This window comes from Providencia sp. PROV261 (genome assembly GCF_028477945.1).
Classification (GTDB): domain Bacteria; phylum Pseudomonadota; class Gammaproteobacteria; order Enterobacterales; family Enterobacteriaceae; genus Providencia; species Providencia stuartii.
This window is the reverse complement of the sequence record NZ_JAMPMC010000015.1, coordinates 1-26225: the sequence shown is the minus strand read 5'-3', so window position 1 is coordinate 26225 and position 26225 is coordinate 1. Positions and strand designations below refer to the sequence as shown.

At 42.2% G+C, this 26225-nt stretch carries 23 protein-coding genes, 1 tRNA gene and 2 pseudogenes; 12 read left to right on the top strand and 14 right to left on the bottom strand.

Translation table 11 applies throughout. The annotated features are described in order from the left end of the window. Nucleotides 1-31: 31 nt before the first annotated feature. A pseudogene (locus PR675_RS10810) lies at nucleotides 32-400 on the top strand (HAD-IA family hydrolase); the annotation flags it as partial. Nucleotides 401-507: 107 nt separating this feature from the next. On the opposite strand, the gene argF reads toward PR675_RS10810, so the two are convergent. Then, nucleotides 508-1533, bottom strand: a complete 1026-nt coding sequence (gene argF, locus PR675_RS10805) for an ornithine carbamoyltransferase (RefSeq protein ID WP_014657351.1) — start codon at nucleotides 1531-1533, stop codon at nucleotides 508-510. A 163-nt stretch (nucleotides 1534-1696) separates the two neighbouring features. Here argF and rraB point away from each other — a divergent pair, with 163 nt between their 5' ends. Then, on the top strand, nucleotides 1697-2110 hold the full coding sequence (gene rraB, locus PR675_RS10800) for a ribonuclease E inhibitor RraB (protein ID WP_060561499.1): 414 nt from the start codon (nucleotides 1697-1699) through the stop codon (nucleotides 2108-2110). A 172-nt stretch (nucleotides 2111-2282) separates the two neighbouring features. On the opposite strand, the gene PR675_RS10795 is transcribed toward rraB, so the two are convergent. The 6 genes from PR675_RS10795 to PR675_RS10770 all read right to left on the bottom strand — a co-directional run bounded on the left by PR675_RS10795 (nucleotide 2283) and on the right by PR675_RS10770 (nucleotide 10438). Beyond that, on the bottom strand, nucleotides 2283-2480 hold the full coding sequence (locus PR675_RS10795) for a heavy-metal-associated domain-containing protein (protein WP_004915936.1): 198 nt from the start codon (nucleotides 2478-2480) through the stop codon (nucleotides 2283-2285). A 61-nt stretch (nucleotides 2481-2541) separates the two neighbouring features. Then, entirely contained in the window at nucleotides 2542-3003 is a 462-nt protein-coding gene (gene cueR, locus PR675_RS10790; RefSeq protein WP_004915938.1) for a Cu(I)-responsive transcriptional regulator, read from the bottom strand. A gap of 44 nt (nucleotides 3004-3047) precedes the next feature. Continuing rightward, nucleotides 3048-3317 (bottom strand): glutaredoxin family protein, encoded by a 270-nt coding sequence (locus tag PR675_RS10785; protein WP_014657353.1) that lies wholly within the window; start codon nucleotides 3315-3317, stop codon nucleotides 3048-3050. Between the two features lie 58 nt (nucleotides 3318-3375). Continuing rightward, nucleotides 3376-5874, bottom strand: coding sequence for a heavy metal translocating P-type ATPase (locus PR675_RS10780; RefSeq protein WP_036942728.1), 2499 nt, complete (start codon nucleotides 5872-5874; stop codon nucleotides 3376-3378). 203 nt (nucleotides 5875-6077) lie between these two features. Further along, on the bottom strand, nucleotides 6078-9218 hold the full coding sequence (locus PR675_RS10775; RefSeq protein ID WP_060561469.1) for an efflux RND transporter permease subunit: 3141 nt from the start codon (nucleotides 9216-9218) through the stop codon (nucleotides 6078-6080). Beyond that, complete coding sequence (locus PR675_RS10770) at nucleotides 9218-10438, bottom strand: efflux RND transporter periplasmic adaptor subunit (protein ID WP_053110795.1); 1221 nt, start codon at nucleotides 10436-10438, stop codon at nucleotides 9218-9220. Before PR675_RS10770 ends, PR675_RS10775 begins: the two co-directional genes overlap by 1 nt. A gap of 308 nt (nucleotides 10439-10746) precedes the next feature. Here PR675_RS10770 and PR675_RS10765 point away from each other — a divergent pair, with 308 nt between their 5' ends. The 3 genes from PR675_RS10765 (at nucleotide 10747) to PR675_RS10755 (ending at nucleotide 12080) form a co-directional block, all read left to right on the top strand. Further along, on the top strand, nucleotides 10747-11037 hold the full coding sequence (locus PR675_RS10765) for a YdgH/BhsA/McbA-like domain containing protein (RefSeq protein ID WP_230089100.1): 291 nt from the start codon (nucleotides 10747-10749) through the stop codon (nucleotides 11035-11037). A 29-nt stretch (nucleotides 11038-11066) separates the two neighbouring features. Next, on the top strand, nucleotides 11067-11420 hold the full coding sequence (locus tag PR675_RS10760; protein ID WP_060561468.1) for a helix-turn-helix domain-containing protein: 354 nt from the start codon (nucleotides 11067-11069) through the stop codon (nucleotides 11418-11420). A 261-nt stretch (nucleotides 11421-11681) separates the two neighbouring features. Continuing rightward, nucleotides 11682-12080, top strand: a complete 399-nt coding sequence (locus PR675_RS10755) for a MerR family transcriptional regulator (protein ID WP_004915954.1) — start codon at nucleotides 11682-11684, stop codon at nucleotides 12078-12080. Between the two features lie 75 nt (nucleotides 12081-12155). Here the strand turns inward: PR675_RS10755 and PR675_RS10750 are convergent, their stop codons facing one another. The 4 genes from PR675_RS10750 to pepA form a co-directional block, all read right to left on the bottom strand. Further along, nucleotides 12156-12656: a GNAT family N-acetyltransferase gene (locus PR675_RS10750; RefSeq protein WP_004915956.1), complete on the bottom strand. Its 501-nt coding sequence runs from the start codon at nucleotides 12654-12656 to the stop codon at nucleotides 12156-12158. Between the two features lie 217 nt (nucleotides 12657-12873). After that, nucleotides 12874-15768: a valine--tRNA ligase gene (locus PR675_RS10745; protein ID WP_004915958.1), complete on the bottom strand. Its 2895-nt coding sequence runs from the start codon at nucleotides 15766-15768 to the stop codon at nucleotides 12874-12876. 13 nt (nucleotides 15769-15781) lie between these two features. Continuing rightward, the gene (locus PR675_RS10740) at nucleotides 15782-16231 is read right to left on the bottom strand and encodes a DNA polymerase III subunit chi (RefSeq protein WP_060561467.1); all 450 of its coding nucleotides are present in this window, start codon (nucleotides 16229-16231) and stop codon (nucleotides 15782-15784) included. Nucleotides 16232-16470: 239 nt separating this feature from the next. Then, a complete protein-coding gene (gene pepA, locus PR675_RS10735) occupies nucleotides 16471-17982 on the bottom strand; it encodes a leucyl aminopeptidase (protein WP_004915960.1) in 1512 nt (503 codons plus the stop codon). Between the two features lie 278 nt (nucleotides 17983-18260). Between pepA and lptF the strand changes: the two genes are divergently transcribed. Then, a complete protein-coding gene (gene lptF, locus PR675_RS10730) occupies nucleotides 18261-19358 on the top strand; it encodes an LPS export ABC transporter permease LptF (RefSeq protein WP_004915961.1) in 1098 nt (365 codons plus the stop codon). After that, nucleotides 19358-20434, top strand: a complete 1077-nt coding sequence (gene lptG / locus PR675_RS10725) for an LPS export ABC transporter permease LptG (RefSeq protein ID WP_004915962.1) — start codon at nucleotides 19358-19360, stop codon at nucleotides 20432-20434. Before lptF ends, lptG begins: the two co-directional genes overlap by 1 nt. Before the next feature lie 79 nt (nucleotides 20435-20513). Here lptG and PR675_RS10720 read toward each other — a convergent pair whose 3' ends face one another. Beyond that, the gene (locus PR675_RS10720; protein ID WP_004915963.1) at nucleotides 20514-20936 is read right to left on the bottom strand and encodes a hypothetical protein; all 423 of its coding nucleotides are present in this window, start codon (nucleotides 20934-20936) and stop codon (nucleotides 20514-20516) included. 394 nt (nucleotides 20937-21330) lie between these two features. Further along, entirely contained in the window at nucleotides 21331-22557 is a 1227-nt protein-coding gene (gene ampH / locus PR675_RS10715; RefSeq protein WP_004915965.1) for a D-alanyl-D-alanine-carboxypeptidase/endopeptidase AmpH, read from the bottom strand. A gap of 464 nt (nucleotides 22558-23021) precedes the next feature. On the opposite strand from ampH, the gene PR675_RS10710 reads away from it, so the two are divergent. The 5 genes and pseudogenes from PR675_RS10710 (at nucleotide 23022) to PR675_RS10690 (ending at nucleotide 25420) form a co-directional block, all read left to right on the top strand. Next, a tRNA-Leu gene (locus PR675_RS10710) sits at nucleotides 23022-23106 on the top strand. A gap of 294 nt (nucleotides 23107-23400) precedes the next feature. Continuing rightward, a pseudogene (locus PR675_RS10705) lies at nucleotides 23401-23742 on the top strand (Arm DNA-binding domain-containing protein); the annotation flags it as partial. A 116-nt stretch (nucleotides 23743-23858) separates the two neighbouring features. Next, the gene (locus PR675_RS10700; RefSeq protein ID WP_072197236.1) at nucleotides 23859-24083 is read left to right on the top strand and encodes a transposase; all 225 of its coding nucleotides are present in this window, start codon (nucleotides 23859-23861) and stop codon (nucleotides 24081-24083) included. A gap of 228 nt (nucleotides 24084-24311) precedes the next feature. After that, nucleotides 24312-24575: a hypothetical protein gene (locus PR675_RS10695; RefSeq protein WP_052038336.1), complete on the top strand. Its 264-nt coding sequence runs from the start codon at nucleotides 24312-24314 to the stop codon at nucleotides 24573-24575. A 221-nt stretch (nucleotides 24576-24796) separates the two neighbouring features. Beyond that, nucleotides 24797-25420, top strand: coding sequence for a hypothetical protein (locus tag PR675_RS10690; RefSeq protein ID WP_060561465.1), 624 nt, complete (start codon nucleotides 24797-24799; stop codon nucleotides 25418-25420). Between the two features lie 344 nt (nucleotides 25421-25764). Here the strand turns inward: PR675_RS10690 and PR675_RS10685 are convergent. Further along, nucleotides 25765-26225: Hcp family type VI secretion system effector (locus PR675_RS10685; protein WP_272582744.1), on the bottom strand; the 461-nt coding region annotated here is incomplete at its 5' end.

The window sequence follows — 26225 nt, the reverse complement described above, 5'->3', positions numbered from 1 at the left end:
TAAAGTTTTTGGTTGCCGTTCGGTCGGATACTATTGGATTGCGAGTGATGATTTAGCGGCGGGTGGTCGCCTTGGCTTATGGATGGCGCTACAAAATGTCATTGAATTGGGTATCGATTCAGTTGCCCATTGCATTAAGGTTGATGATGCGGCACCGGGTATTGAAGAAGGGCGTAATGCGGGTATGTGGAGTGTTGGTCTTGCTTTATCAGGTAATGAGTTTGGTAAAACATGGGATGAATATCAAAGCATGTCAGCCGATGACACCACACAATTACGCCAGCAAGCAGCTAATAAATTATTTACTGCGGGGGCGCATTATGTGATAGGGACATTAGCTGAGTTACCTGATCTTATAGAGAAGATAAATATTCGACTGGCTAATGGCGAAAGACCTTAAGTCACCGTATCGCCGATTTCAATTAGGCTGAGTTCGAGTCTGTGCGATATTGTGGTGCCTATTACCTCAACTTTTATGAGTAGGCACCACCGACCTAAGCCACTCAATTAAATAACACCACGAGGTAATTCAGGTGCTAATGTTGCAACCATTACCGCTTTGATTGTGTGTAAACGGTTTTCTGCTTCATCGAACACAATGCTGTAAGGGGATTCAAAAACCTCTTCCGTGACTTCCAAACCTCCCCACATATCAAACTCTTTAGCGAGTTGTGCGCCAAGGGTAGTATCTTCATTATGAAATGCAGGTAAACAATGTAGGAATTTGACATCTGGGTTACCAGTGAGCTTAATGACATCCATATTCACTTGATATGGCTTAAGTAAATGAATTCGTTCAGCCCAGACTGCTTTTGCTTCACCCATTGACACCCAAACGTCGGTATACAGGAAATCTGCACCTTTGACCCCTTCAGCGACATCCTCAGTGAGCGTGATTTTCCCTCCCGTTTTCAGTGCCGCTTTTTGGCAAATTTCAACTAATTCAGCTTCCGGCCAGCAACTTTTTGGTGCAACTAAACGTACGTCCATCCCCGTCAGTGCGGCGGCTTCTAGCATGGAGTTCCCCATGTTGTTACGCGCATCGCCTAAATAAGCAAATTTAATTTCGGATAGAGGCTTGTTCGGTTGATGTTCTCGGATAGTGAGTAAGTCGGCTAATAACTGTGTGGGATGGAATTCATTCGTTAATCCATTCCATACAGGCACTCCCGAATGTGTTGCTAAGGTTTCAACCGTTGACTGACTAAACCCCCGATATTGAATACCATCATACATCCGACCAAGCACTCTCGCGGTATCTTTCATGGTCTCTTTATGCCCGATTTGACTACCGGAAGGGCCAAGGTAAGTCACTCTAGCTCCTTGATCAAACGCTCCAACTTCAAAGGCGCAGCGTGTGCGTGTAGAGTCTTTTTCAAAGATAAGGGCAATATTTTTACCCGCGAGTAGCGGTTTTTCGAGGCCAGCTTTCTTCTGTGCTTTTAGCCATGCTGACAGTTTCAATAATGAATGAATTTCGTTAGGTGTAAAATCAAGTAACCTAAGAAAATGCTTTTTATAGAAGGGGTTCATAAAATTCAGCCTTTTTTATTTGAATTAATATTCAATTTATATTCATAAAAATTCAAAATCAACCCCCAATAGAAAAGAAATTATTCATTCAGGTATGGTGTCACTGGCAGCCCTATGGGAGAATGGCCTAGAGACTAGCGATAATGAAAAAAGAGGTGTGGATATGGTGGATAAAGCTGAGTTAGAGGCACAATACGAAGAAACGCGTCTAATTATTGAAGAGTTACTGGAAGATGGCAGTGATCCTGATGCATTGTATGCAATTGAACACCATTTCTCAGCAGACAATTTTGAACTACTAGAAAAAGCAGCAGTAGAAGCCTTTAAATTAGGTTATGAAGTCACTGATGCGGAAGAGCTGGAAGTCGAAAATGGTGTGACGCTAATGTGTTGTGATGTGATCAGCGAAAGTGCACTTAATGCAGAGTTGATCGATGCGCAAGTTGAACAGTTGATGAAGTTAGCTGAAAAATTAGGTATCAACTATGATGGTTGGGGAACTTACTTTGAAGACCCTGATGCTGAATATGATGACGAAGACGAAGACGGCGAAGAAGATGGAGAACGTTTCCATTAATTCGGCAAAGGCTGTAATTTAAACCGTGTAATTGCCTGCTTTTGATATGTTGATCCTAACAACAAAGCAGGCACATGATGACCGAAAAATAGTTAACGATTCAATCCATATCCTAAATAACTGGCTAACATGGCATATCTATCTTAGTCAGCCAGCTATCAATAAACCTTTCTTAAGCTGGATCTGCTGGGTACCCTGCTGTACTGAGTGCGGTACGGAAAATACTTTCATCAATACGGCTGTTGATCTGCACTTTTTTCGTCGCAGGGTCTGCTTCAACCTGTGCTTGCGCATCAATATCTAATACCACTTTTTTGATTGATTTCGCGCAGCCATCACAAGCCATTTTTGGGATAGTTAAATTAATCATTTTTACACTCCTATTATCAATACGTTAATCAATATAAAGCTTCCCCCTATTGGAAGGTCAATCAATTTTTTACCATACGCATTGAGAAATTATCGAATCGACGATTTTTAGCTGGCGGCGTCTCATCGCGCTTTGTTGGGTTCACTAAATTTTCAATGATCGGACAATCAGGTTTACTGTCGCCATGGCAATGTTGAGTCAGTGTTTCTAATGTTTTAGCGATAGCTTGTAGTTCATTGATTTTTCTTTTTAGCTCGGAAAGATGGGTGAGTGCCATCGCCTTAACATCGGCGCTAGTGCGTTCTCTATCCCGCCATAAGTACAGTAAAACAGAAATTTGTTCAGTGGAAAAACCGAGTGCTCGAGCGCGGCGGATAAGATTAAAGCTATCGACATCGGATTGATTGTAATAACGGTATCCTGCATCGGTACGCTTAGCCTTGGGGAGCAAACCTGTTTGTTCATAATAACGGATCATTTTTGCTGAGATACCAGAAAGTTTGGCTGCTTGACCAATATTCATAATTTTACCTCTCCAACAGTATGATACCCCTTGAAACAAGGTGCTTATGACTTCTCTTTTGCCCGTTTAAGAGCGGCGATAATGTTTGGTTTTTGTGAGGCAAAAGTGCCGTAAAATAGATGCTCTCCAATTAGGGTAATTGGCGCGACGCGTACACCAGTACGCGCCTTCGCCTCAGCCATAATTTGTGGGTCGGTCAGATCCCGCTCGTCAAATGTAAGTTGCTCTTTAACCAACCACTCTTTGAGCAATTGGCAATCGGGGCAGGTGGGGGTGGTGTAAATTGTAATTTTAGGTTGAGATGTCAGCGCCATCATGTTCTCCTTTCGATTGGTATAGCCAGACCTGAGCAAGGCCTGGCTTGTCGATTGTTTATTGAGTGATACCTTCTTTCATCGGTGCTTGGAAGCGTTTAAGACGTAAGGCGTTACCTAATACAAAGACGCTAGAAAGAGCCATTGCCGCCGCCGCTAAAATCGGTGAAAGCAAAGTGCCATTAATTGGGTACAGTAAGCCTGCTGCCACTGGGATCAAGAGCGCGTTATAAGCGAACGCCCAAAATAGGTTTTGTTTTATATTACGGATAGTCGCTTGGCTTAAGGCAATTGCATCGACAACACCACGCAAGTCACCTGACATTAAGACCACATCTGCCGCTTCAATGGCGACGTCTGTTCCCGTACCGATAGCCAACCCAACATCGGCTTCGGCAAGTGCAGGAGCATCGTTAATACCATCCCCCACAAAGGCGACTTTATTGCCATTACTACGGAACTGTTTTAGTGCTGCGACTTTGCCGTCAGGCAGTACTTCGGCAGCCACTTCATCAATACCGAGTTGCTTAGCGATTGCAGCAGCCGTTGCCGCATTATCACCGGTGATCATCGCCACTTTTAAGCCTAATGAATGTAAGGCTTTAATCGCTTCTGGGGTGGTCTCTTTTATTGGGTCAGCAACGGCAATAATTGCTGCTAAACGCCCATCAATTGCCGCATACAGCGGGCTTTTGCCTTGTTCGCCTAAGCGTAATGCGGTTGGTTGGAAATGGCTCACTTCTAAGCCGAGTTGTTTCATAAAGCGGTCTGCCCCGACAGAAACTGAACGGCCTCCTACTTTCGCTGAAACACCAAACCCAGGTACAGCTTCAAACTCTTCGATTGCGGCAAATGAAATCCCTTTTTCTTTTGCGGCAGCCACAATGGCTTCGGCTATCGGATGCTCGGAGCGGGTTTCAATCGCAGCAACTAAGGCTAAAACTTCATCATATTCAAATCCTTCTGCTGGAACGAGATCAGTTAATTCAGGGCGACCTTTTGTTAACGTACCGGTTTTATCCAGAGCGACGACACTGACATCACGCAGAGCTTGTAAGGCTTCACCTTTACGGAAAAGAACACCTAATTCCGCTGCACGACCAGTACCGACCATAATAGATGTTGGTGTCGCAAGGCCCATCGCACACGGACATGCAATAATCAATACCGCAACGGCGTTGATCAGAGCAAAGGTGAGCGCAGGATCTGGGCCAAAAATCAACCAAATAAAGAAAGTGATAACTGCACCTGCCATGACCGCTGGCACAAACCACATCGTGACTTTATCCACTAATGCTTGGATTGGTAGTTTGGATCCTTGCGCTTCTTCAACTAAGCGAATAATTTGTGCTAATACGGTGTTTGAACCAATTTGGGTCACACGGAAACTGAATGCCCCTGTTTTATTGATAGTACCGCCGACAACCTCAGAGCCTATTTCTTTTGAGACAGGAACTGGTTCACCGGTGATCATGCTTTCATCGACATAAGAAGCCCCTTCGATAACAACACCATCAACAGGAATTTTTTCACCCGGACGAACGAAAACAATGTCGTCGGTGGCGACTTCATCGAGTGGAATTTCGATCATTTTGCCATCACGTTCCACTCGTGCTGTTTTGGCTTGTAAGCCAACAAGGCGTTTAATGGCTTGAGACGTCTTCCCTTTTGCTCGCGCCTCCAATGTGCGACCAAGCAGAATTAATGTCACGATAACGACCGCGGCTTCGAAATACACATTCGCAGTGCCAACGGGCAGAATTTGTGGCATAAAGGTGGCAACAACGGAATAGCCGTAAGCGGCTGCCGTACCGACTGCAACCAGTGAGTTCATATCCGGTGCAGCACGCAGCAACGCGGGAACCCCTTTTTGGAAAAAGCGCAAGCCTGGGCCGAATAAAACGAGAGTGGCTAACACAAATTGGATATACCAATTGAGTTGCTGACCGAGAGTATTTGCAACCCAATGATGAATACCCGGAATAAAGTGAGAGCCCATTTCAATAATAAATACTGGTAGCGTAAATATTGCGGCAGTAAATAGTGAACGGCGCAGTGAACGCTCCTCTTGTTCACGACGTTCATCCGCTTGCTCATTCACATTAGTGCTGGCATCGGATAAGCGACGAGGCTTATAACCGGCTTGAACAACGGCAGCTTCTAAGTCAGCGGCAGTGACGGCTCCAGACAAATGGCGAATGCGAGCGCGCTCGGTGGCTAAATTGACACTCGCTTCAATAACACCGGGTATTTGAGTAAGTGCTTTTTCAACACGACCAACACAAGATGCACACGTCATCTCTTCAATGGCTAATTCTGTGATTTCTTCTCTGACTTTATAGCCTGAACTTTCAATCGCACGGATCGCGGCGTCTACATCAACATGCTCTTTAAATGTAATGTCTGCACGTTCAGTTGCTAAGTTCACGACGGCGGTATCAATATTATCGACCGCTTTTAAGGCACGTTCGACACGGCCTACACAGGATGCACAGGTCATTCCTTCGACTGGTAAACTCAGCCTATTGGCTGAAGATTGAGATAGATTCGTAGTCATTGATTTACCCTCTTAAGTATCATCATGCGTAAAGCCTAACGTTTACCTTAAGGGGAAGGTCAAGCATTTTTTTTATTATTATGTTCAAAAAAGAGATAGCCACAGTCAAATGTAACTATCTCTTTGTTTTATATGCAATATAATAGGTTTGTATTATGAGTTCGCTAAACTATCGTTGTTTAGCGAACTGTTTTTGAGGTCGATTATGGGGATTTTTTACCCGCTAATTTACGTATCATCATGTAGAAAACAGGGGTTAATAGTAAACCAAATAGCGTTACACCTAGCATGCCGAAGAACACCGCAACCCCCACGGCTTGTCTCATCTCTGAACCCGCTCCCGTCGCTAAAACAAGCGGGATCACGCCAGCAATAAAGGCAAAGGATGTCATCAAAATAGGGCGTAATCGTAGATGAGCGGCTTCTAATACGGCGGCTAAAGGATCTTTTCCTTGTTTCTCTTGGGCGATCGCAAATTCAACAATCAAAATCGCATTTTTTGCAGCAAGGCCGACCAGTACAATGAAAGCGATTTGTGTGAAGATATTATTATCTCCATTGAGCAACCATACGCCGGCAATAGCAGAAAGTAGAGCCATTGGCGCGATTAATAGTACAGAGAATGGTAATGACCAACTGTTATATTGAGCAGCCAAGATCAAGAAAGCAAATAGCACTGCTAATGGGAAAATATAGAGTGCTGAATTACCCGCTAACTGCTCTTGATAGGTTAGATCTGTCCATTCAAAGCTCATGCCTTCGGGCAATGTTTCACGTAAGATCTTCTCCATCGCATCAGTGGCTTGTCCTGAAGTAAAGCCAGGAGCCGCGTTGCCGGTGATATCGACAGAAGGGTAACCGTTATAGTGGATCACGCGATCAGGGCCATTTGTACGGGTAATCGTCACTAAGCTACTCAGAGGGATCATCTCCCCATGCTTATTACGTACCTTGATGAGTTCAATATCTTTAGGATCCATTCTAAAGGGCGTATCTGCTTGCACAATGACGCGATAGGTTCGACCAAAACGATTGAAATCATTGACGTAGAGTGATCCCAAATTAATCTGTAATGCATCAAAGATATCGGTGAGCATAACACCTTGCGCTTTGGCTTTTTCGCGATCAATATCCACATCGATTTGTGGCGAATTGGTCTGGAAACTTGCCATCATGCCAGTTAATTCGGGGGCTTGCATTGCTTTCATCAACACTTGCTCTTGCACTTGCGCTAACGCATCAAAGCCAAGAGCAGCCCTATCTTCTATTTGTACCTTAAAGCCCCCCATCGAACCCAAGCCGGGAACCGGAGGTGGAGGGAATATGCCAACAAAACCATCCGGTATTTGACTAAATTTACCCATTAGGCGTTCGGCGATGGCATTTGCTGATAGTGAAGGATCTGTACGCTCATCAAACGGTTTGAGCATTGCAAACATGAGTGCTGAATTCGGTAAGTTAACGGGGCCATTTACAGAGAGGCCAGGGAACGCTACCACGTTTTCAACACCAGGCTCCATCAGTGCGAGGCGTGACATCTCTTTAACAACCGCTTCTGTTCTATCGAGAGAAGCACCCGAAGGCAATTGCGCGACGCCAATTAAGTAATATTTATCCTGTGCAGGAACAAAGCCATTAGGAACCACTTTAAACCCGAGTGCGGTTAGCCCAACAAAGCCAAGATATAGCACAAGAATAATTAAACTTCCTCGTATGCAGCGGCGTACAATCTGAACGTATTTGTTGGATAATGCATTGAAAAAGAGATTAAATTTAGCGAAAAAGCGACTAAATATCGCATTGATAATGCGAGTCAACCAGTCTGGTTTGCTATTTTTATCATGGGGCTTCAGTAAGATAGCACTGAGAGCAGGAGATAAGGTCAATGAGTTAATCGCAGAAATAATCGTTGAAATCACGATCGTTAATGAAAATTGTCGATAAAACTCACCTTGTAAACCGGATAAAAATGCGGTTGGAATAAAAACAGCCGCTAATACTGATGTAATGGCAATAATAGGGCCTGTGACCTCTTCCATCGCTTTAAAGGCGGCTTCTTTTGGTGTTAATCCTTCCGTGATATGCCTTTCAACGTTTTCAACGACGACTATCGCGTCATCCACCACTATCCCTATTGAGATAACTAAACCGAATAGCGATAGTGTATTGAGAGAAAAGCCGAATAGGTACATAAAGGCAAATGTTCCCACGAGTGATACGGGAACAGCTACTAACGGAATGATTGATGCTCGCCAACTTTGTAAAAAGAGCACCACGACAATAACCACTAATATGGTGGCTTCAAGTAAGGTGATAGCGACCGATTTTAGTGAGGCGCTGACAAAAATAGTTGGATCGTAGGCAATTTTATAGTCGATCCCTTCGATAAAGTTAGCCTGTAAACGAGCCATGGTTTCTCGTACCGACTCCGCCACTTCCAACGCATTTGCTCCGGGGCTCATGACAATCTGTAAGCCAACCGCGTTTTGCCCATTCAGTAAGCTGCGAAGTGAATAATTATCGGCACCTAGCTCTAATCGAGCGACATCTTTTAAATAGGTCGACTGCCCATCTTCGCCTGTTTGAATAATAATATTGCCAAATTGCTCTTCGGTTGTGAGTCGACCAAGTGCATTGACGCTGATTTGAAATGAGGACGTTGAGTTCGGCTGCTGCCCAATCGAACCTGTAGCGACTTGAATATTTTGTTCGCGAATAGCCGTAACGATATCATTTGCCGTTAAGCCTAATGATGCGACTTTTGTGGGATCAATCCATGCTCGCATCGCATATTCACCTTCCCCCCAAACTAATGCGCTGGCAACACCGGGTAATCTAGCAATTTCATCACGCACATTGAGTAAAGTGTAATTAGAGACAAACAGTGGGTCATAGACATTATTGGGTGAGTACATATGGACGACCATTAGGACATCCGGTGACGTTTTTTCCGTTGTGACGCCAATTTGTTGAACTTCTTGAGGCAAGCGAGGAATGACGCGCGAAACTAAGTTTTGCACTTGAATTTGTGCAATATCGGGGTCGACATCTTGCCTAAAAGAGATGGTCAGTACCATTTTTCCATCGGTCGACATTTGCGAGCTCATATAGAGCATGCCTTCTACCCCATTAACCGCTTGTTCGATGGGGGAGGCCACCGTATCAGCGATCACCTTGGGTGTTGCACCTGGATAACTGGCGATAACCTGAACCGTAGGGGGAGTCACGGATGGATATTCGCTTAGGGGCAATTTATAAAAGCTCAAAATCCCTGCTATCAATATAAATATTGATAAGACCATGGCAAAGATAGGGCGCTGTATAAAGAAACGGGGAAAATTCATTATCTGTTTTCCTCTATTTCATCTGAAGGTTGATGTTGAGTTTGGTGAGGCTCTTTTGTTGATGAAGGATCCATTGAGGTGTATTCAGGCATCACCGCCATACCCGGTCTAACAAGGCCTTTAATAATGACCTTTTCACCCGCAGTTAAACCCTCATTGATCACTCTAAGGCCATCAACTAGGGCACCTAACTGGACAGGGCGATATTCAGCTTGGTTATTGTTATCAAGAACCAAGACATAGTTTTGCCCTTGATTAGAGCCGATTGCTTGGTCATCAATTAAAATGGTGGTTTTTTTAGGGCCGGTAGGAAGTTGTGCACGAATAAAAGCGCCGGGAATCAGTTTCCCCTCTTTGTTAGCAACGACGGCGCGCACTTTTACTGTGCCTGTTGTCCGCTCTATTTGGTTACCAACAAAATTCAGGCTTCCTAAATAGTGGGTACTTTTTTCATTCGGTAATTGTATGGTAACGGGCGGTAATGTGGCCTTAGTATTGCTTATTGTTGATGATTGTAACCCCGCTAATTGATGAAAAGTGGCTTCATCAATATCAAAATAAGCATATATTGGGTCAATTGAAACAATCGTAGTTAAACGTGTTGCACTACTGGTGTCGCCACCAGTCACTAGGTTCCCTTCAGTAATAAAGGCTCTATCGACTCGGCCTGCAATAGGGGAACGAATTTGCGTATAAGATAAATTGAGTTTGGCGGATTCTACCGCGGCTTTTGCTGATTTTACTTGTGCATTATTTGCGGTCAGCGTGGATAAGGCATCATCATAATCTTTCCGCGAAACGGCACCTTTATTTACTAATCCTTTGAGGCGTTGGTAATTTCTACTAGCTTGAGCCGCTAAGGCTTCTGCTTGGCTTAATTTTCCCTCAGCCTCAAGCAAGGCGATTTGAAATGGATGAGGGTCGATTTGGAAGAGTAAATCGCCTTTTTTAACCAGTTGCCCTTCAGGAACGTCTACAGAATTAATCCGTCCACCCACGCGAGAGCGTAAATCAACCGTTTTGGGTGAAGCTAAGTAGCCTGTAAATTCAGAAAAAGGAGTCATTTCTCGTTGGATCACTTCCGCGACAGGCACTTTAGGGAGCATCGTAGAACTTGTCGTTTCGGGTTTATTATCATTATTAGCATCTTGTGCGATAGCGAGGCCGCTTATCCCCATAGCCACAACAAATGTCGCATATATTCCGATTTTCATCTTCATAATAAACTTTACCTAATTAATTGATTTCATTGTTAGCTTTAATGTTGAATAACCAATGTTGTGTAAGGGTAAAGGTTACAGTAGTTGTAAGGTCAACCGTTTTAATGCAAGCAGGTGTGGGAATATATTGAAGGACAGTGTTTACGTTTATTTTTAATTAAATAAATTGAATACTCTCAATAAGGTTATCTTAGAGATAGATATAAAAATAAGTTTGCAAAAGCCAAATAAGTTATTGACCTTGTATCTACTTTAAGGTTTTTAATATTCATCATTAATTAAAACACGGACATAAATAAGGATTAATGATGAAAAAGATTATCGCTTTATTTGTATTAAGCCTAGTTAGTTATCAAGGCGTCGCTGCAAATAATCAAACATATTCTCAACAGGCATCAAATAAGGTTACTGAGAATTATTTATCTGTAGATACGCATAAAAAAATACTCAGCTCAGCCACATTTATTGGTGATGCGAGTTTATCATCAATAGAAACGCAAGCTCAGGAAACGGCAAAAAAGATAGGGGCGAGTAGTTATAAAATTGTTGGAGCAAGTGGCGAAACTAAACTCCGAGGACATGTTATATTTTATCAATAAAATCCTTTGATTTTATAAGGAGATGAGTGATGAGTCATCACACCATTAGAGAAAATGTGATACAAGATATTCTTTTATGGATTGATATGAATGTGGATAAGCCACTGAATATTGCGGAAATCTCTCATAGGGCTGGCTATTCAAAATGGTATTTTCAACGTATTTTTAAAAATACCGTGGGCGTCAGCTTAGGGCAATATCTTTTAATTAAGAGGCTATTAAAGGTGTCATCTGATTTGAAACAGACAAATGACAAGATTATTGATATTGCTTTTAGATACGGTTTTGATGGACAGCAAGGGTTAACAAGAGCTTTTAAGCGTAAATTGAAAGTAACCCCTGCTAAATATAGGAGAGAAACCGCACTCAGGTACCATGCGTAGTATAGCGTATTTTGATAACAATCGTGTCATAAAGTATTAAGCCTAGCTAGCCAGCTAGATAATGCAATAAACTAAAAATTGTTGGTCTAGCGGCTAGCTGAATAGGTTAACCTTTGATGGTTTTACTTTTAATTTGTTGAAATAAAAACATTAAATAAGAAAAATAATCAAATCATCGTTTTTCTTGACCTTACAATAATGGTAAGGATTAGCATTATTGAAAATTTAAAATAACCTATCTCTGTTTTTAGGTGGAAGAATATGAAAATAGGTGAAGTATCAAAATTATTCAATATTCCAAGAGAGACAATACGGTTTTATGAAAAAGAGGGCCTAATCGTTCCTCCGAATAGAAATGATAATAACTATCGCAGTTACAGTGAAAACCATATTGAACGACTCCGTTTTATAAAAAATTGCCGTAGTCTTAATATGTCTCATCGTGAAATAAAAAAACTATTAGATCTGGTGGATAATAATAGTGATGATTGTGAGCTCGTTGAGGGCGTGATTAACTCACATCTATTTAATATTAGAGAAAATATCGAAAAGCTGAAAAAGCTCGAAAGAGAATTGATTATCTTACAAGATCATAGCAATGAAATGAATAGCAATCATAAGTGTGGGATAATAAAAAACTTATTATCTAAAGAGATTTGATCTTTAACGTTATACGATTTTCTATCTATATAGGTAATAAGGATAGCAGCTTGGCTATCCTTATGGAGACTGTGATTACAGTGCTTTTAGCATACGGATTTCACAATCGCTGTGGCCTGTATTGCCGAGTGGCTCATCGATAAATTCAAAGCCTAATTTCTCATACAGTTTAATGGCTGCTTGTAAATCTGCGGTTGTTTCTAGGTAGCAGCGTGTATAACCTTGTGCTTTAGCAAACTCTAATGACATTAGTACAATCTGCTTAGCGACCCCTTTACCTCTTAATACCGAAGAGAGATACATTTTTTGTAGCTCGGCTGTTTCATTATCACCGCCAGCTAATTGTGATATGCCACCACCACCGACAATTTTACCGTCCATTTCAACGACCCAGTAAGCACTACGAGGCTTGCTATAGACTTCATAGAGCGTATCTAAAATAGGATCGGCTACCGCAAAACCTTTATCAGCCGTTAAGCCATGTTCTGCTGAAACTTCACGGATAACCGCGGCAATCCCCGCATTATCTTTTTGTTCGATTAAACGAATAGTGTGGGTTGTTGTATTTGTTGTCATGAGAAACTCTCTTTATTTATTGTTTTGTACTACTCAGTGAGAGAGAACCAGAAGGGAACTTCAATCTGAGATCTGCGAACGCAGTCGTATCATAATAATCGATTAATTAACGTGGGTATAGGGTTCGGGATTGATTTACTTATTTAGATAGGTGTTCTAATAAAAAACCCCTATTGGCGAACCAATAAGGGTTTTAAGTCAGTGTGAAAGAGGCAAATTATAGCGACGCAATGGTCACTTTTTGTGCTTCTAACTTACCTTTAGCTTCAATGTTAGCCGCTAGGCGCTCGCGCTCTTTCTCAACAACGGCAGCAGGTGCACGGCTGACAAAACCTTCATTAGCGAGTTTGCTTTCGATAGACTCAATCTCTTTGAGTACTTTCTCTAACTCTTTATCCAAACGCGCTAACTCGGCATCTTTATCAATCAGGCCTGCCATTGGGATCAATAGCTCAGTACCGCTAACCAGTTTTGTCACAGAAACTGGCGCTTCTTCACCGTCTGCCAGTACCGTGATACTTGCAAGGCGTGCCATGGATTTAATAAAGTTTTGGTTTTCTGCAACGCGACGTTTCGCATCTTCAGAAGCACCACGCAGTAATACATCTAGTGGTTTACCCGGCGAAATATTCATTTCGGCACGAATATTACGGACAGCAATGATAGCTTCTTTGATCCATTCCAAATCACTCAGTGCTTGCTCGTCCACTTTAGCTGCATCAAATTCAGGGAATGGTTGTAGCATGATGGTATCTGCATCAATCCCTTTGACGACTTTCACACGTTGCCAGATAGTTTCCGTGATAAATGGAATAATAGGGTGTGCTAAACGTAATAGCGCTTCTAATACTTCGATCAGCGTGAAACGTGCTGCACGAGCTTGCGCTTCATTACCTTTGTGAACAGCAGGTTTTGATAGCTCCAAGTACCAGTCACAGAATTCGTTCCAAGTGAAATCATACAAAATACCCGCGGCAATATCATAACGATGGGTATCGAGGGCTTCACGGTACGCTTTGATGGTTTGGTTGAACTGAGCCATGATCCAGCGATCAGCCAAAGAGAAGCTCATTTCACCACCGTTCTGACCACAGTCTTGATTTTCTGTGTTCATTAGGACAAAGCGGCTTGCGTTCCATAATTTATTACAGAAGTTGCGGTAGCCAGACAGACGTTTCATATCCCAGTTGATATCTCGGCCTGTTGAGGCAAGCGCCGCTAAGGTAAAGCGTAGTGCGTCAGTACCATGTGCTTCAATACCGTTTGGATACTCTTTGCGAGTACGCTTGGCAATTTTTTCAGCCAATTGTGGCTGCATCATATTGCCAGTACGTTTCTCAAGCAGATCTTCTAACGAAATTCCGTCGATCATGTCCAGAGGGTCGATAACGTTCCCTTTGGATTTAGACATTTTTTGGCCTTCTTCATCACGGATCAAACCCGTCATATAAACGGTTTTGAACGGTACTTGCGGTACGCCGTTCTCATCTTTAATGAAGTGCATGGTCATCATGATCATGCGGGCTATCCAGAAGAAAATAATGTCGAAACCACTGACCAACACATCGGTAGGATGGAACGTTTTCAGTGCTTCGGTATTTTCAGGCCAGCCTAATGTTGAGAAGGTCCATAAACCGGAAGAGAACCAAGTATCCAATACGTCTTCGTCTTGGCGCAGTGCAATCTCTGCCCCCAAGTTGTTTTCACGACGAACTTCATCTTCATCGCGACCCACATAGACATTACCTTTGTCGTCATACCATGCAGGAATACGATGACCCCACCACAATTGGCGAGAGATACACCAATCTTGGATATCACGCATCCAAGAGTAATACATATTTTCGTATTGGCGAGGTACGAATTGAATACGACCATCTTCAACCGCTTTAATGGCATCTTCTGCTAGCGGCTTAGTACGAACATACCATTGGTCAGTTAGCATTGGCTCGATAACGACGCCACCGCGGTCACCATAAGGCACTGTTAAGTCATGCGGCTTAACTTCAACCAATAAACCTAACTGCTCAAATTCCGCGACAATCGCTTTACGTGCGGCAAAACGCTCCATACCACGGTAAGCTTCTGGGATTTCACTGCTATATGCGGTTGATGGGTTACCGTGAGTATCAAAGACTTCTGCTTCACTACGGACATTACCATCTAAATCCATCATGTTGATCATAATGAGCTGATGACGTTTACCGACTTCATAGTCATTAAAGTCATGAGCAGGGGTAATTTTCACGCAGCCGGTGCCTTTTTCCATGTCGGCGTGTTCGTCACCGACAATTGGAATACGGCGATTGACGATTGGAAGAATAATTTCTTTACCAATTAAATCTTTATAACGGGGATCTTCTGGGTTAACCGCCACACCAGTATCACCCAGCATAGTTTCTGGGCGTGTGGTTGCGACAACCAGATAATCTTTACCTTCGGCTGTTTTTGCACCATCTGCAAGTGGATAGCGTAAATGCCACATGGAGCCTTTGATTTCACGGTTTTCGACTTCCAAATCAGAAATCGCAGTGTGGAGTTTAGGATCCCAGTTAACGAGGCGTTTACCACGATAAATTAAGTTATCTTTATAAAGACGAACGAAGGCTTCTTTAACGGCTTTTGATAGGCCTTCATCCATTGTGAAGCGCTCGCGCTCCCAATCAACAGAGTCACCTAAACGGCGCATTTGTTGTGAAATGGTGCCACCAGACTCTGCTTTCCATTGCCAAATTTTGTCAATAAACGCATCGCGGCCGTAATCGTGACGAGTTTTGTTCTCTTCAGCCGCGATCTTACGTTCAACAACCATTTGGGTTGCGATACCAGCATGGTCAGTACCTGTTTGCCACAGCGTATTTTTACCTTGCATGCGTTGGTAACGGATCATGGTATCCATAATCGTTTGCTGGAAAGCATGCCCCATATGCAGGCTACCTGTGACGTTTGGTGGTGGAATAACGACACAGAAACTCTCTTTGCTAGTATCCCCGTTTGGTTTGAAATAACCGCTTTTTTCCCAATGAGCATAGCGTGCTTGCTCTATTTCAGCGGGATTATAAGTTTTATCGAGCGAAGGCTCGGCAATCGCATTATCTGGTTTCTTATCCATTTTTATATCGTATTCAGTTAGTTGGCGGCGTCGCCATAGTCAAATTGAAGCCGACGCTGCGGTAAATTTTATACCGTTCACGCGCCAACTGTTTTAAAGTTTCATCAATAGGCACAAAGTCTATCACTTCATGGAATGCAGTGGCAAAGTCTGCAAACTGGCTCTGAAGATTGATCAGAATATCGCGTTGGGCATTTCCGCGTTTCCCCGGCCAGCAAATTTCAATCGGTGCGCCATAACGAGGCCCTTCACCAGCGAGGTTATGAGGCACGAACTGATGAGGATCTCTTTGCCAAAGTGACTCATCCAGTTTTTCTGCTTGCTCAGCGGTTTCACACGCGACTAAAACACGCTTACCATCACGCCACATTTGCGCCGCAAGTTCGCAAGCAAGCCATTCATGGGCTTCTAACTCCACTTGCAGCGATGGTTGTTCAAGCAAATAAAAGGTGGCGTTTTTCATCTCTTTCTTTATGGAATAGAAAAATGTTATGCAAAAAGGGTATTGCGACAGGCAATACCCTGAAATGAAGATGGGGCTATTTTAGCGTATCGCACTCTTGAGTGCTATATACTCGTCATAGTTCAAGTTGCAACGCCAATTTGACTCGCTACACCTTGAGCTATTTAGCGTCTAGACCCATGACGCGAGTTACAACGCAATGGTCTGTAACTCGCGTCATTATAGGACATCAATTAAGACTAATCGTCGCCGTTCAGGCCAGCGCGGTTCAGTAAGAACTGTGACAACAATGATACAGGACGGCCTGTTGCGCCTTTTGCTTTACCTGAACGCCATGCTGTACCAGCAATATCCAAGTGCGCCCAATTGTATTTGGTCGCAAAACGAGCGAGGAAGCAGCCCGCAGTAATTGCACCCGCAGGACGACCACCTGTATTGGCTAAGTCAGCAAAATTAGAGCTGATTTGCTCATAGTATTCATCAGCTAACGGTAAGCGCCATGCACGGTCACCCGCTTGCTCAGAAGCGTTTAATAACTCATGAGCTAGCGGGTTGTGGTTTGACATTAAGCCAGTGTAATGGCTACCTAACGCAATCACACAAGCCCCTGTCAATGTGGCGATATCGATAACCAATTCCGGCTCAAAACGCTCGACATAGGTGAGGGTATCACATAGCACTAAACGACCTTCGGCGTCAGTATTAAGTACTTCAACCGTTTGCCCTGACATCGTGGTGAGGATATCACCTGGGCGATAGGCTCGTCCTCCTGGCATATTTTCACAGCCAGCCAGCACACCGACCACGTTGATTGGCAACTGCAATTCGGTGATAAAACGCATCACACCGTAAACCGTTGCAGCACCGCACATGTCATATTTCATTTCATCCATGCTATCTGCTGGCTTGATAGAAATACCACCTGAGTCAAATGTGAGGCCTTTACCGACTAATACAATAGGTTTCGCTTCAGGATCAGGGTTACCTTTGTACTCCATGATAGACATCAGCGATTCATTTTGTGAGCCTTGACCAACAGCGAGGTAAGCATTCATGCCTAGCTCTTTCATCTGCTCTTCACCGATAACACGTGTTGTCAGCCTATTTTCAGAAATGTCAGCTAATTGACGTGCTTGTGATGCTAAATATGCCGCATTACAAATGTTTGGTGGCATGTTGCTGAGATCTTTCGCGGCCTTAACACCGGACGCAATGGCGAGTCCATGGGCGATAGCACGCTCACCGCTCGTTAATTCACGGCGTGTTGGCACATTGAAAACCAACTTACGCAGTGGACGGCGATGTTCCGTTTTATTGCTTTTCAATTGATCAAAGACGTAGAGCGACTCTTTTGCCGTTTCAACAGCTTGACGTACTTTCCAATAATTATTACGGCCTTTAACGTGTAACTCAGTTAAAAAACAGACGGCTTCCATTGAACCAGTTTCATTCAATGTGCTGATTGTTTTCTGAATAATCTGTTTGAATTGACGCTCATCTAGCTCACGTTCTTTACCACAGCCGATGAGTAGAATACGTTCAGACAGGATATTTGGTACATGATGGAGTAGTAGGGATTGCCCTACTTTACCTTCAAGTTCCCCGCGGCGCAGCAGGGCGCTGATATATCCGTCACTTATTTTGTCCAGCTGTTCAGCTATAGGGGACAGACGGCGTGGTTCAAAGACTCCGACAACGATACATGCGCTACGTTGTTTTTCCGGGCTACCACTTTTTACACTAAACTCCATGCGTTCTCCTGAATCTTAAAGACAAAGGCCCATGCTCCCGCTAAAATTAGCGTTACAGCATAATCTACCTCATAGAGAATGAACTCTTTATGTTAAACTGAGCAGATATCTGGTATTTCAATAATATTAAGCATGTTCTGATTGGGTAATCAGTATAGAGAATGCTTTTATATCATTCTAGTCATACAATGAGCCAGAGTATATGTTAACAAATGGTAGATATTGAACGAACTTAGCCATTTTCCACCCAAAAGACAAGTTTTCACAGGCGTATAAGCGTGATCATTATTAGATATTTGGTACGGGAGACCCTGAAAAGTCAGCTAGCTATCCTTTTTGTGCTAATGTTGATTTTTTTTAGTCAGAAGTCCATCGATATTCTCGGGGCTGCTGTTCAGGGAAATATTCCTTCAGATTTAGTATTACCGTTACTGGGATTGGGCGTGCCTGAAATGGCGCAATTGATCCTCCCTTTAAGCCTATTTCTTGGGCTACTGATGACATACAGCAAACTGTACACCGAAAGTGAAATTACGGTGATGCATGCATGCGGGCTCGGGAAAAGCGTTCTGGTTAAGGCCGCTCTGGTGCTTGCAACGTTGACCGCATTGGTCGCAATAGGCAATATTGCGTGGATGCTTCCTTGGTCGTCGCAATATCAAGAACAGGTGCTGGCAGACGCTAAAGCTAACCCTGGGCTAGCTGCCATGGTGGAAGGGCAATTCAAAACCACCAAAGATAGAAACATCGTATTGTATATTGGCGACGTCAAAGGTAATGACTTTAAAAATGTCTTCTTAGCACAATTGCGCGCCACTAATGAACAGCGCCCATCGGTAGTGGTCGCCGATAGTGGCTATATGCGAGAAGATGCCGATGGCCGACAAATTGTGGTATTGGATGAAGGAACTCGCTACGAAGGAACGGCATTATTACGTGATTTCCGCATCACCGACTTTAAAAATTATCAGGCGGTTATTGATCACAAACCAAGTGATGCCCGCAATGATAGAGTCGAACAAAAAAATATGCTTCAGTTATGGAAGGCGAATGACTTTGATTCCAATGCAGAATTCCATTGGCGTTTGACGATTGTCTTCTCGGTGGTGGTGATGGCATTAATGGTAGTGCCGCTGAGTGAAGTGAACCCTCGTCAAGGGCGGGTATTGAGCATGCTGCCAGCCATGTTGCTGTATCTTATTTTCTTCCTATTACAAAGTACATTGCGTAATAGCGCAGAAAAAGGGGATGTCGATCCGAAATATGCAATGTGGGCAGTTAACTTAGGGTATCTGGCTTTAGCGATTATCCTAAACGTATGGAATACCGTGCCAATGCGCCGTTTACGCGTCAAATTTAATAGAGGGGCTGCCTGATGTTTGGTGTTTTAGACAGGTACATTGGACGAACCATCCTCAACTCTATTTTAATGACCTTGTTTATGTTGGTGTCCCTTTCAGGGATCATCAAATTTGTCGAGCAACTACGTAAAGTTGGTGATGGTGAATATACGACCCTAGGCGCTGGGGTATTTACGTTATTAACGATCCCAAAAGATATCGATATTTTCTTTCCGATGGCGGCGCTGCTCGGAGCGTTACTAGGGTTAGGTGCTTTAGCATCACGTAGTGAGCTGGTGGTTATGCAAGCTTCTGGCTTTACACGCTTGCAAATTGCACTGTCCGTGATGAAAACAGCGATCCCTCTGGTTATTGTGGCGATGTTGATTGGCGAATGGGTTGCCCCAAGCGCAGATCAATGGGCGAGAAATTATCGCGCAGAAAAAATTGTGGGTAACTCATTAGTTGTGACAGATGAAGGGATGTGGGCGAAAGATGGCCCTGATTTTATTCATATTCAACGCGTCTCTGATACCACATCGATTCAAGAAGTGTCTATCTACCGCTTTAATGAGCAGCATAAGTTAACATCGGTGATGTTTGCTTCAAGCGGCGCTTATGACAAAGACAATCAATTGTGGGTGTTGTCTCAAGTTGATGAGTCTATTTTAAGTAGTGAGAAAAAAATTACGGGCTCCCAGCGCTTAACTTATGAGTGGAAAACGAACCTGACACCCGAAAAACTCGGTATCGTTTCCTTGAGTGCAGACTCCCTTTCGATTCGCGGGCTTTATCAATATATCGCTTACTTAAAAGAGAGTGGGCAGGTAGCCGCAGTCTATGAATTGAGTATGTGGAAAAAGATCTTAGCGCCTCTATCCGCAGCAGTGATGATGTTTATGGCCGTTTCATTTATCTTCGGTCCATTACGTACTGTACCGATGGGGGTACGTGTCGTCTCTGGGATTGTTGGTGGCTTCCTGTTTTATGTCCTAAATGAAGGGTTTGGTAAGTGGAGTTTGGTCTACTCCATACCGCCTATTATTGCGGCGTTACTACCAAGCGTCCTATTCCTTGGGGTCAGTATTGTCTTGCTGGTGAAACGTAAGTAAGCCAATTTTAAAATCGATAATATTCCAATAAGCCATCGTATTGAGTAATGCGGTGGCTTATTTATTTGTATTAAACCAATCAATACTTGAAAGGCTCAGGGAGAGTTGGATGAGTAATAAAAATTCTAATTTTGAGTAAGTTACCAATAAATCGATTACCTAGCTCACTTATTTTGGCATTTAATTTATTTTCTTGAGGATGGAAAATAGGGTGTGCTTTTTTATTGCCAGTAGCTGCTTTCACGATATTCTCGTGCGTGATGCCATAAAACCCCATTACAGGGAGTTTTAATTGATTGGCCATGACTTGTGCATTTGAGAATCGCCCCCCTTCAGCACTATGACAACTACATAGTTTTATAAGCGAAGGGCTCTGTTTTATGCCTTTAATTTTATCCGCTAGCAGCGCATGGCAATTGGCGTTAGTCACTTTCGCAAAAGTGCCATCTCGCATTTGCAGCAACCCTTTCTCACCATGCGTTTTAATAATAATTGATGACATAAAATTCTCTCCTTGAATTGTTTATGTCACTAGTATTGCGATGAATATGTCTTGGTGCTTGCAAAAACCAATGATTGATAGTTATACAGTAAGAACAGTATTAATAAGCCATCAATATAATATAAAAAGATTTGTGCCGTGATGCGTGCTGTCACTCTATTAAATAGGCTCTTACTGGTTATTATCGTGATCACAAAGGATAAAAATTAATCGCGTAAGCACCGTTACCGACCAAAATCGCTCGGTAACAGTTGAGAAAACTTGCTGTTTAGCAATGACAACACGCAGTTATTTATCAACCCATTGCTAATTTAAGGGCAACAAGTTGAATAAAATAGTGTCTTAGGGTTGGGGCATAACTCGCCAGTGCATTCATTGCGTCGGCGGTACGCTTTCAATGTTTTCCATACGCATGGTTAGCCGATAGAGCGGCCACCATATCATTAACCCCCACGGTTAACTTACTAAACTTACTGCTGTCTTTGCGGGTCATCACCACAAAAACGCCGATATTTTGTTGTGGGATCATCGCCATATAGCTATTAAACCCACCTCCACCACCCGTTTTCTGATAAATCCCCGGCCGACCATTTTGTGGCTTCATATAAACCCAGCCAAGGCCAATACCATCCGCATGACCTGCAACATCCATGCCTTTGACATCAAGTAATTTTTCTCTTGGGAAGTAAATACCTTGCTCACGTGCTGCTGTGGCTTTTCTTAGGTTTTTATCCGTCGATAAAAATTGCTGCATCCACTTTTGCATATCCGCAGGCGTAGAATAGACACCACCGCTTCCTGCCGCCGCTAACGTGTTATGGCATGGGCTTGGCTTAGTGCCTTCCATCAACCTTGCGCATTGAGAGGCGTTAGGCGTATAGGTTGTTTCGGTCATTTTGGCTGGAGAAGTTACATAACGACTGAACAACTGTGGATAGGACTGCCCCGATGCTTTAACCATTGCATCAGCAAGCAGATCATAAGCAAGGTTTGAGTAAGCAGCTTCGGTTCCCGGTGTCGCATCGAGTTTACCATTTTTTAGCCAGTTCCAACGATTATCCTGCGTTGGCCAAATAAAAACAGGTCTACCCCATTTCCCCCCCGGCTGCTCACGTGGTAATCCGCTGGTATGGCTTGCTAAATGGTATAAACGGATAGGGTGGCCACTACTATTATCAGGTACAGTGACGCCATGATAACTGTATTGTTGTAGAGGATCCGTTATCAGTAATTTTTTATCCTGCTCCAGCTTAATTAAGATTTCACTGGTCATTAACTTAGTGATAGAGGCAATCCTAACTAGCGAATGAGGGCCCGGTTTTTTACCATTTCCGGGGGCGGTTTCCCCATAATAGCGTGATAGTGTTTGGTTATTATCAATAACAATGATTGCCATGCCCCGAGCATCGCTTTCGTTAAAAATGCGATTTGCATACAGATCGACAATCTTCGCAACCCGCTCATAGGTTCTTCTATCGCCTTCAAACACTCGCCAGTCATTCGACTCAGCGTCATTATTGCCTTGTAAAAACTTAGGTTGTTTTTCTGTCGTCGTCGAGCAAGCTGCTAATGCGAGAGACAATGCAGACACTGACAGAATTTTTAGAAACGATCTCTTCATGTTTAGGAGCCAGCCGATAGGTAATTTTGCAGATGGTCGAGCAGACCAAGGTTATTTTTTCTTAGCGAAGACCTTCATTAATGCACCGATTAGGATGCCAATAACTACGCCAGTCGCTATCCAGCCTATAAAACCCATGTATAAATACCTTTACTAATTCAACAATGTGCATACGCTAGCAAAAATCGTATGAAGTCGCCAGCAGCCTTGATGAAGCAAATGATTAAATCAAATATTTGACTAAAGTAACATATGTCTAGGCTGATCATTAAGCAAAAAGCATTAAATGGCTAATAGAGAGAGTAGTTATTCAATTTTAGAAAGCAGGACGGTATATCAATCAGGGAGATATTAAGCAACATGCTTTTTTTTTAATCGAACAAACTGAATAATCAAGATAAATGTTGCTAGTCGAGACAAGGCAAGTATAATAACCACGTTTTCCAAGAAACACATCACTTCGTGCCGGAGTGGCGGAATTGGTAGACGCAGTTGATTCAAAATCAACCGCCTTCGGGTGTGCCGGTTCGAGTCCGGCCTTCGGCACCACTAAAGTGAAAATTAAGACGCTCAAGGCGTCTTTTTTTATGCCTGAATCTTAAGGTTACAAGGCTTTCCTCGCATTTTTAGTCAATGAATGTCAATCCAGGCCAACCCGTATTAGCCTCCTTGTGAGTATATCTGTCGCTTCGATAATATTTATTATGCATTATTGATGGCATTGCTAATGATAGTACATGCAGGCGCATCCTGTAGCGTAGGCACGTAGTTATCTATGTAACGCGAAATCATCTGAGATATCTCGTATATATACCCAGTCTGGGGGGGAAGAGAACAAAGAATATGGCATTAACTGATACGAAAGTTCGTGCAGGTAAACCAGACGAGAAAGCTTACATACTGACAGACAGTGATGGCTTGTTTCTGTATATTCACCCCAATGGTTCTAAATACTGGCGTTTCCGTTTTCGCTTTGACGGTAAACAACATTTGATGGCTTTTGGTGTATACCCTGAGATCTCTTTAGCAGATGCCAGAGAAAGAAGAGATGCAGCCAGAAAGCAAGTTACTTTAGGTATTTATCCACGCGAACACAAGAAAGAATTAAAGGAAGAGCAGCAAAAGGAATTCAATACCGTTGAGAAAGTTGCTCGTGATTGGCACGCGACCAATAAAAAGTGGTCATAAGGCCATCCTTATCTTGTGATGTGTTTTGTTTTAATATTTCCTATGCTAGTGTTCTGCTTTAATAAAACAAGACACTTTAATAATGGAATATAATCCAATTATTGAGGTGTTAAATGAAAAAACGAACAAACAGAATTTATACTACTGAGTTTAAGCAAGAGGCGGTCGCATCAGTCACCGAGCCAGGCTATAGCGTGCCAAAAGCGGCAGCTTCTTTAGGGATCACCGATAAATTATTTTATAACTGGAAAGCAAAATTCGACGCTGAGCAATCGGGTAACAGCTTGAATTCAGATGATAGAGCTGAGCTATTAATTAAGGCTTCGAAAGGAAATTAAAGAACTTAGGATGGAGAAAGAAATCCTAAAAAAGCCAGCGCCCTCCTGCTAAAGGAAACCAAGTAGCGTTTAAAACGATTAAGCAATTATCTTCACAGTTTCCCGTGCTGAAGCTCTGCAATTTAATGAAAACAAGTCGTTCTGCCTATTACGCTTGGCTCAAACTTACTTCTTATCGGCATTACTTCAATTACATTAACTTTGGTCCCAATATGGATGGGCAATTTCATGGTGTTATCACTTGATTTTGCTACAAATTTTGAGTGGAAAACCTCAGCATATTGTGGGCAGAGGAAAATAAGTAATCCTAAAGAAAGATATTTTGGTTTTCATGCTGATAAGTATACTGTCTATTATTCTGATAGAAATGGAAAATGGGGGTTTGAAGAAATAAGATGTATAAAGAATCAAAACGGCGATGATTCTTTTATCAAGTTATCTATAGATGAAAACCCTATGCCTAAGTGGTTCAATGATGCAGAAAAAGATTAAAAGTAGATCACTTATACAATACAAGTTAATGTTGCCTTGTAAGGCATACTAAAGTTAATGATGTTGGTGAGCCCACCAGCATCACGATTAATGGGGAGTGGACAGATCGTCTGTAACCTAATCAGAATAACATTACATCTATAAAAATACATTGATGTTTGATTTTGAATCAAAAGTAAGATAAAAGAATATTAATCTATTTATATGATAAAGGTCAAATTATGACACCGGAAGAAAAGGAATTATACGGCTCGATGATCGATTCAGTCGTTAAAGATGTCGAGGATATCGCAAATACGGCTTATCTAGGCGGTAAAAGGTCTATTCGTAGAACCTCTCATATGTTTTTACATCGGGAAGATTTGGGCGATCAATACGATGAGATCCATGATGCAGTATATGAAAAATATGGTAAAAAAACTAAAGAAGAAGATGAGCGAATTTTAAGTTTAATTTGGGAGATTGTTAAGAATCCTGATATTATTATAGATGCCGTTGAAATAATTATTAATGATTTAATGGACTCATCTTCTGAAGAAAGAAAGAAGAAAATAAAAATTTATGCTGAAGCTACAAAGAATATGACTAACTCATTAATACAAAAACAAATGGTTAAGAAGATGTTAGTATATACGATTGCTTATATAATAGCCCAAAAGATAATCAAAGATATCACGAAGAATGCCTTAGTGAAAAGATTTATTACTTGGCAACTGTCGGCTTTAACAACATATGGTCTTTTTGAACAAATGGTTAAAGCATCTGATAGATTGAAAATTAAATATCCAAGGTTATATTTAAAATTAAAATCTAATAATCTAGATCTTACTTATTTTTTTATTTAGCCTCATATGGGATCATTAATTGAATCTTACTATTATGGTGATAGTTCAGTATTTACGGATGAATTAATTCTTAAGCATTTAGATGGGTTAATTAGTGATGAAGAATAAAATAATTAGTGTTTTTAAAAATTCGATTGCATTTTTGTATAGACAATTTAGTGATCTTATCCATATAGCTATTACAGCAGTGCTATGTTATTTATGCTTTCTTTTTTCACCCACTCTGCCAATAGCAATAATAGGATGTGTTGTTATTATAATCGTTATGTTCTTACTTAGTATGTTTGTTTTTCCTTAAACAAATAAAAAAGTAGTAGTGTAGAAATACTACTACTTAAGGTTTATTAAAAAATATTATTCTCTTTAATACTATAACCAGATGTGCCCGCCATGTGATGGGTGCATGTAATATCTGAATAATTAACCGAGATTAGTTCTTCGGGCTGGCTCATGTTGTGGGTTAAACTATGTGGATAACGTGTTGAAAAATCAACTATTTGTGCCCCTTGAATAAGGATTGAATAATATTTTTCTTGTTTCCCATCCTGCGAAGTCCGATAAAAATCAAATATTAGTTTGAGTACTTCATTATTTGATATGGCACTAAGAATCAATGGTGATGATTTATCTATAAGTTTTATAAAGTCTATTGGTAAATGACTGACATTTTGGTGTCTAGTAATGGAGTTTTTAAATTCCAAAATAAAAATTTGATCTTCTTTTCCTACTTGGCTCTTGTTCCCGATAGAGTCTATTGAAGAACATCCTCTGGAGATAAGACCTTGTTTGTTGCCTTCCATAGTAA

Excerpts from the sequence above, each read along its gene's own strand:
- argF (WP_014657351.1), bottom strand. The coding sequence starts at position 1,533 with ATGAACCCCTTCTATAAAAAGCATTTTCTTAGGTTACTTGATTTTACA.
- rraB (WP_060561499.1), top strand. The coding sequence starts at position 1,697 with ATGGTGGATAAAGCTGAGTTAGAGGCACAATACGAAGAAACGCGTCTA.
- PR675_RS10795 (WP_004915936.1), bottom strand. The coding sequence starts at position 2,480 with ATGATTAATTTAACTATCCCAAAAATGGCTTGTGATGGCTGCGCGAAA.
- cueR (WP_004915938.1), bottom strand. The coding sequence starts at position 3,003 with ATGAATATTGGTCAAGCAGCCAAACTTTCTGGTATCTCAGCAAAAATG.
- PR675_RS10785 (WP_014657353.1), bottom strand. The coding sequence starts at position 3,317 with ATGGCGCTGACATCTCAACCTAAAATTACAATTTACACCACCCCCACC.
- PR675_RS10780 (WP_036942728.1), bottom strand. The coding sequence starts at position 5,874 with ATGACTACGAATCTATCTCAATCTTCAGCCAATAGGCTGAGTTTACCA.
- PR675_RS10775 (WP_060561469.1), bottom strand. The coding sequence starts at position 9,218 with ATGAATTTTCCCCGTTTCTTTATACAGCGCCCTATCTTTGCCATGGTC.
- PR675_RS10770 (WP_053110795.1), bottom strand. The coding sequence starts at position 10,438 with ATGAAGATGAAAATCGGAATATATGCGACATTTGTTGTGGCTATGGGG.
- PR675_RS10765 (WP_230089100.1), top strand. The coding sequence starts at position 10,747 with ATGAAAAAGATTATCGCTTTATTTGTATTAAGCCTAGTTAGTTATCAA.
- PR675_RS10760 (WP_060561468.1), top strand. The coding sequence starts at position 11,067 with ATGAGTCATCACACCATTAGAGAAAATGTGATACAAGATATTCTTTTA.
- PR675_RS10755 (WP_004915954.1), top strand. The coding sequence starts at position 11,682 with ATGAAAATAGGTGAAGTATCAAAATTATTCAATATTCCAAGAGAGACA.
- PR675_RS10750 (WP_004915956.1), bottom strand. The coding sequence starts at position 12,656 with ATGACAACAAATACAACAACCCACACTATTCGTTTAATCGAACAAAAA.
- PR675_RS10745 (WP_004915958.1), bottom strand. The coding sequence starts at position 15,768 with ATGGATAAGAAACCAGATAATGCGATTGCCGAGCCTTCGCTCGATAAA.
- PR675_RS10740 (WP_060561467.1), bottom strand. The coding sequence starts at position 16,231 with ATGAAAAACGCCACCTTTTATTTGCTTGAACAACCATCGCTGCAAGTG.
- pepA (WP_004915960.1), bottom strand. The coding sequence starts at position 17,982 with ATGGAGTTTAGTGTAAAAAGTGGTAGCCCGGAAAAACAACGTAGCGCA.
- lptG (WP_004915962.1), top strand. The coding sequence starts at position 19,358 with ATGTTTGGTGTTTTAGACAGGTACATTGGACGAACCATCCTCAACTCT.
- PR675_RS10720 (WP_004915963.1), bottom strand. The coding sequence starts at position 20,936 with ATGTCATCAATTATTATTAAAACGCATGGTGAGAAAGGGTTGCTGCAA.
- ampH (WP_004915965.1), bottom strand. The coding sequence starts at position 22,557 with ATGAAGAGATCGTTTCTAAAAATTCTGTCAGTGTCTGCATTGTCTCTC.
- PR675_RS10700 (WP_072197236.1), top strand. The coding sequence starts at position 23,859 with ATGAAAAAACGAACAAACAGAATTTATACTACTGAGTTTAAGCAAGAG.
- PR675_RS10695 (WP_052038336.1), top strand. The coding sequence starts at position 24,312 with ATGGTGTTATCACTTGATTTTGCTACAAATTTTGAGTGGAAAACCTCA.
- PR675_RS10690 (WP_060561465.1), top strand. The coding sequence starts at position 24,797 with ATGACACCGGAAGAAAAGGAATTATACGGCTCGATGATCGATTCAGTC.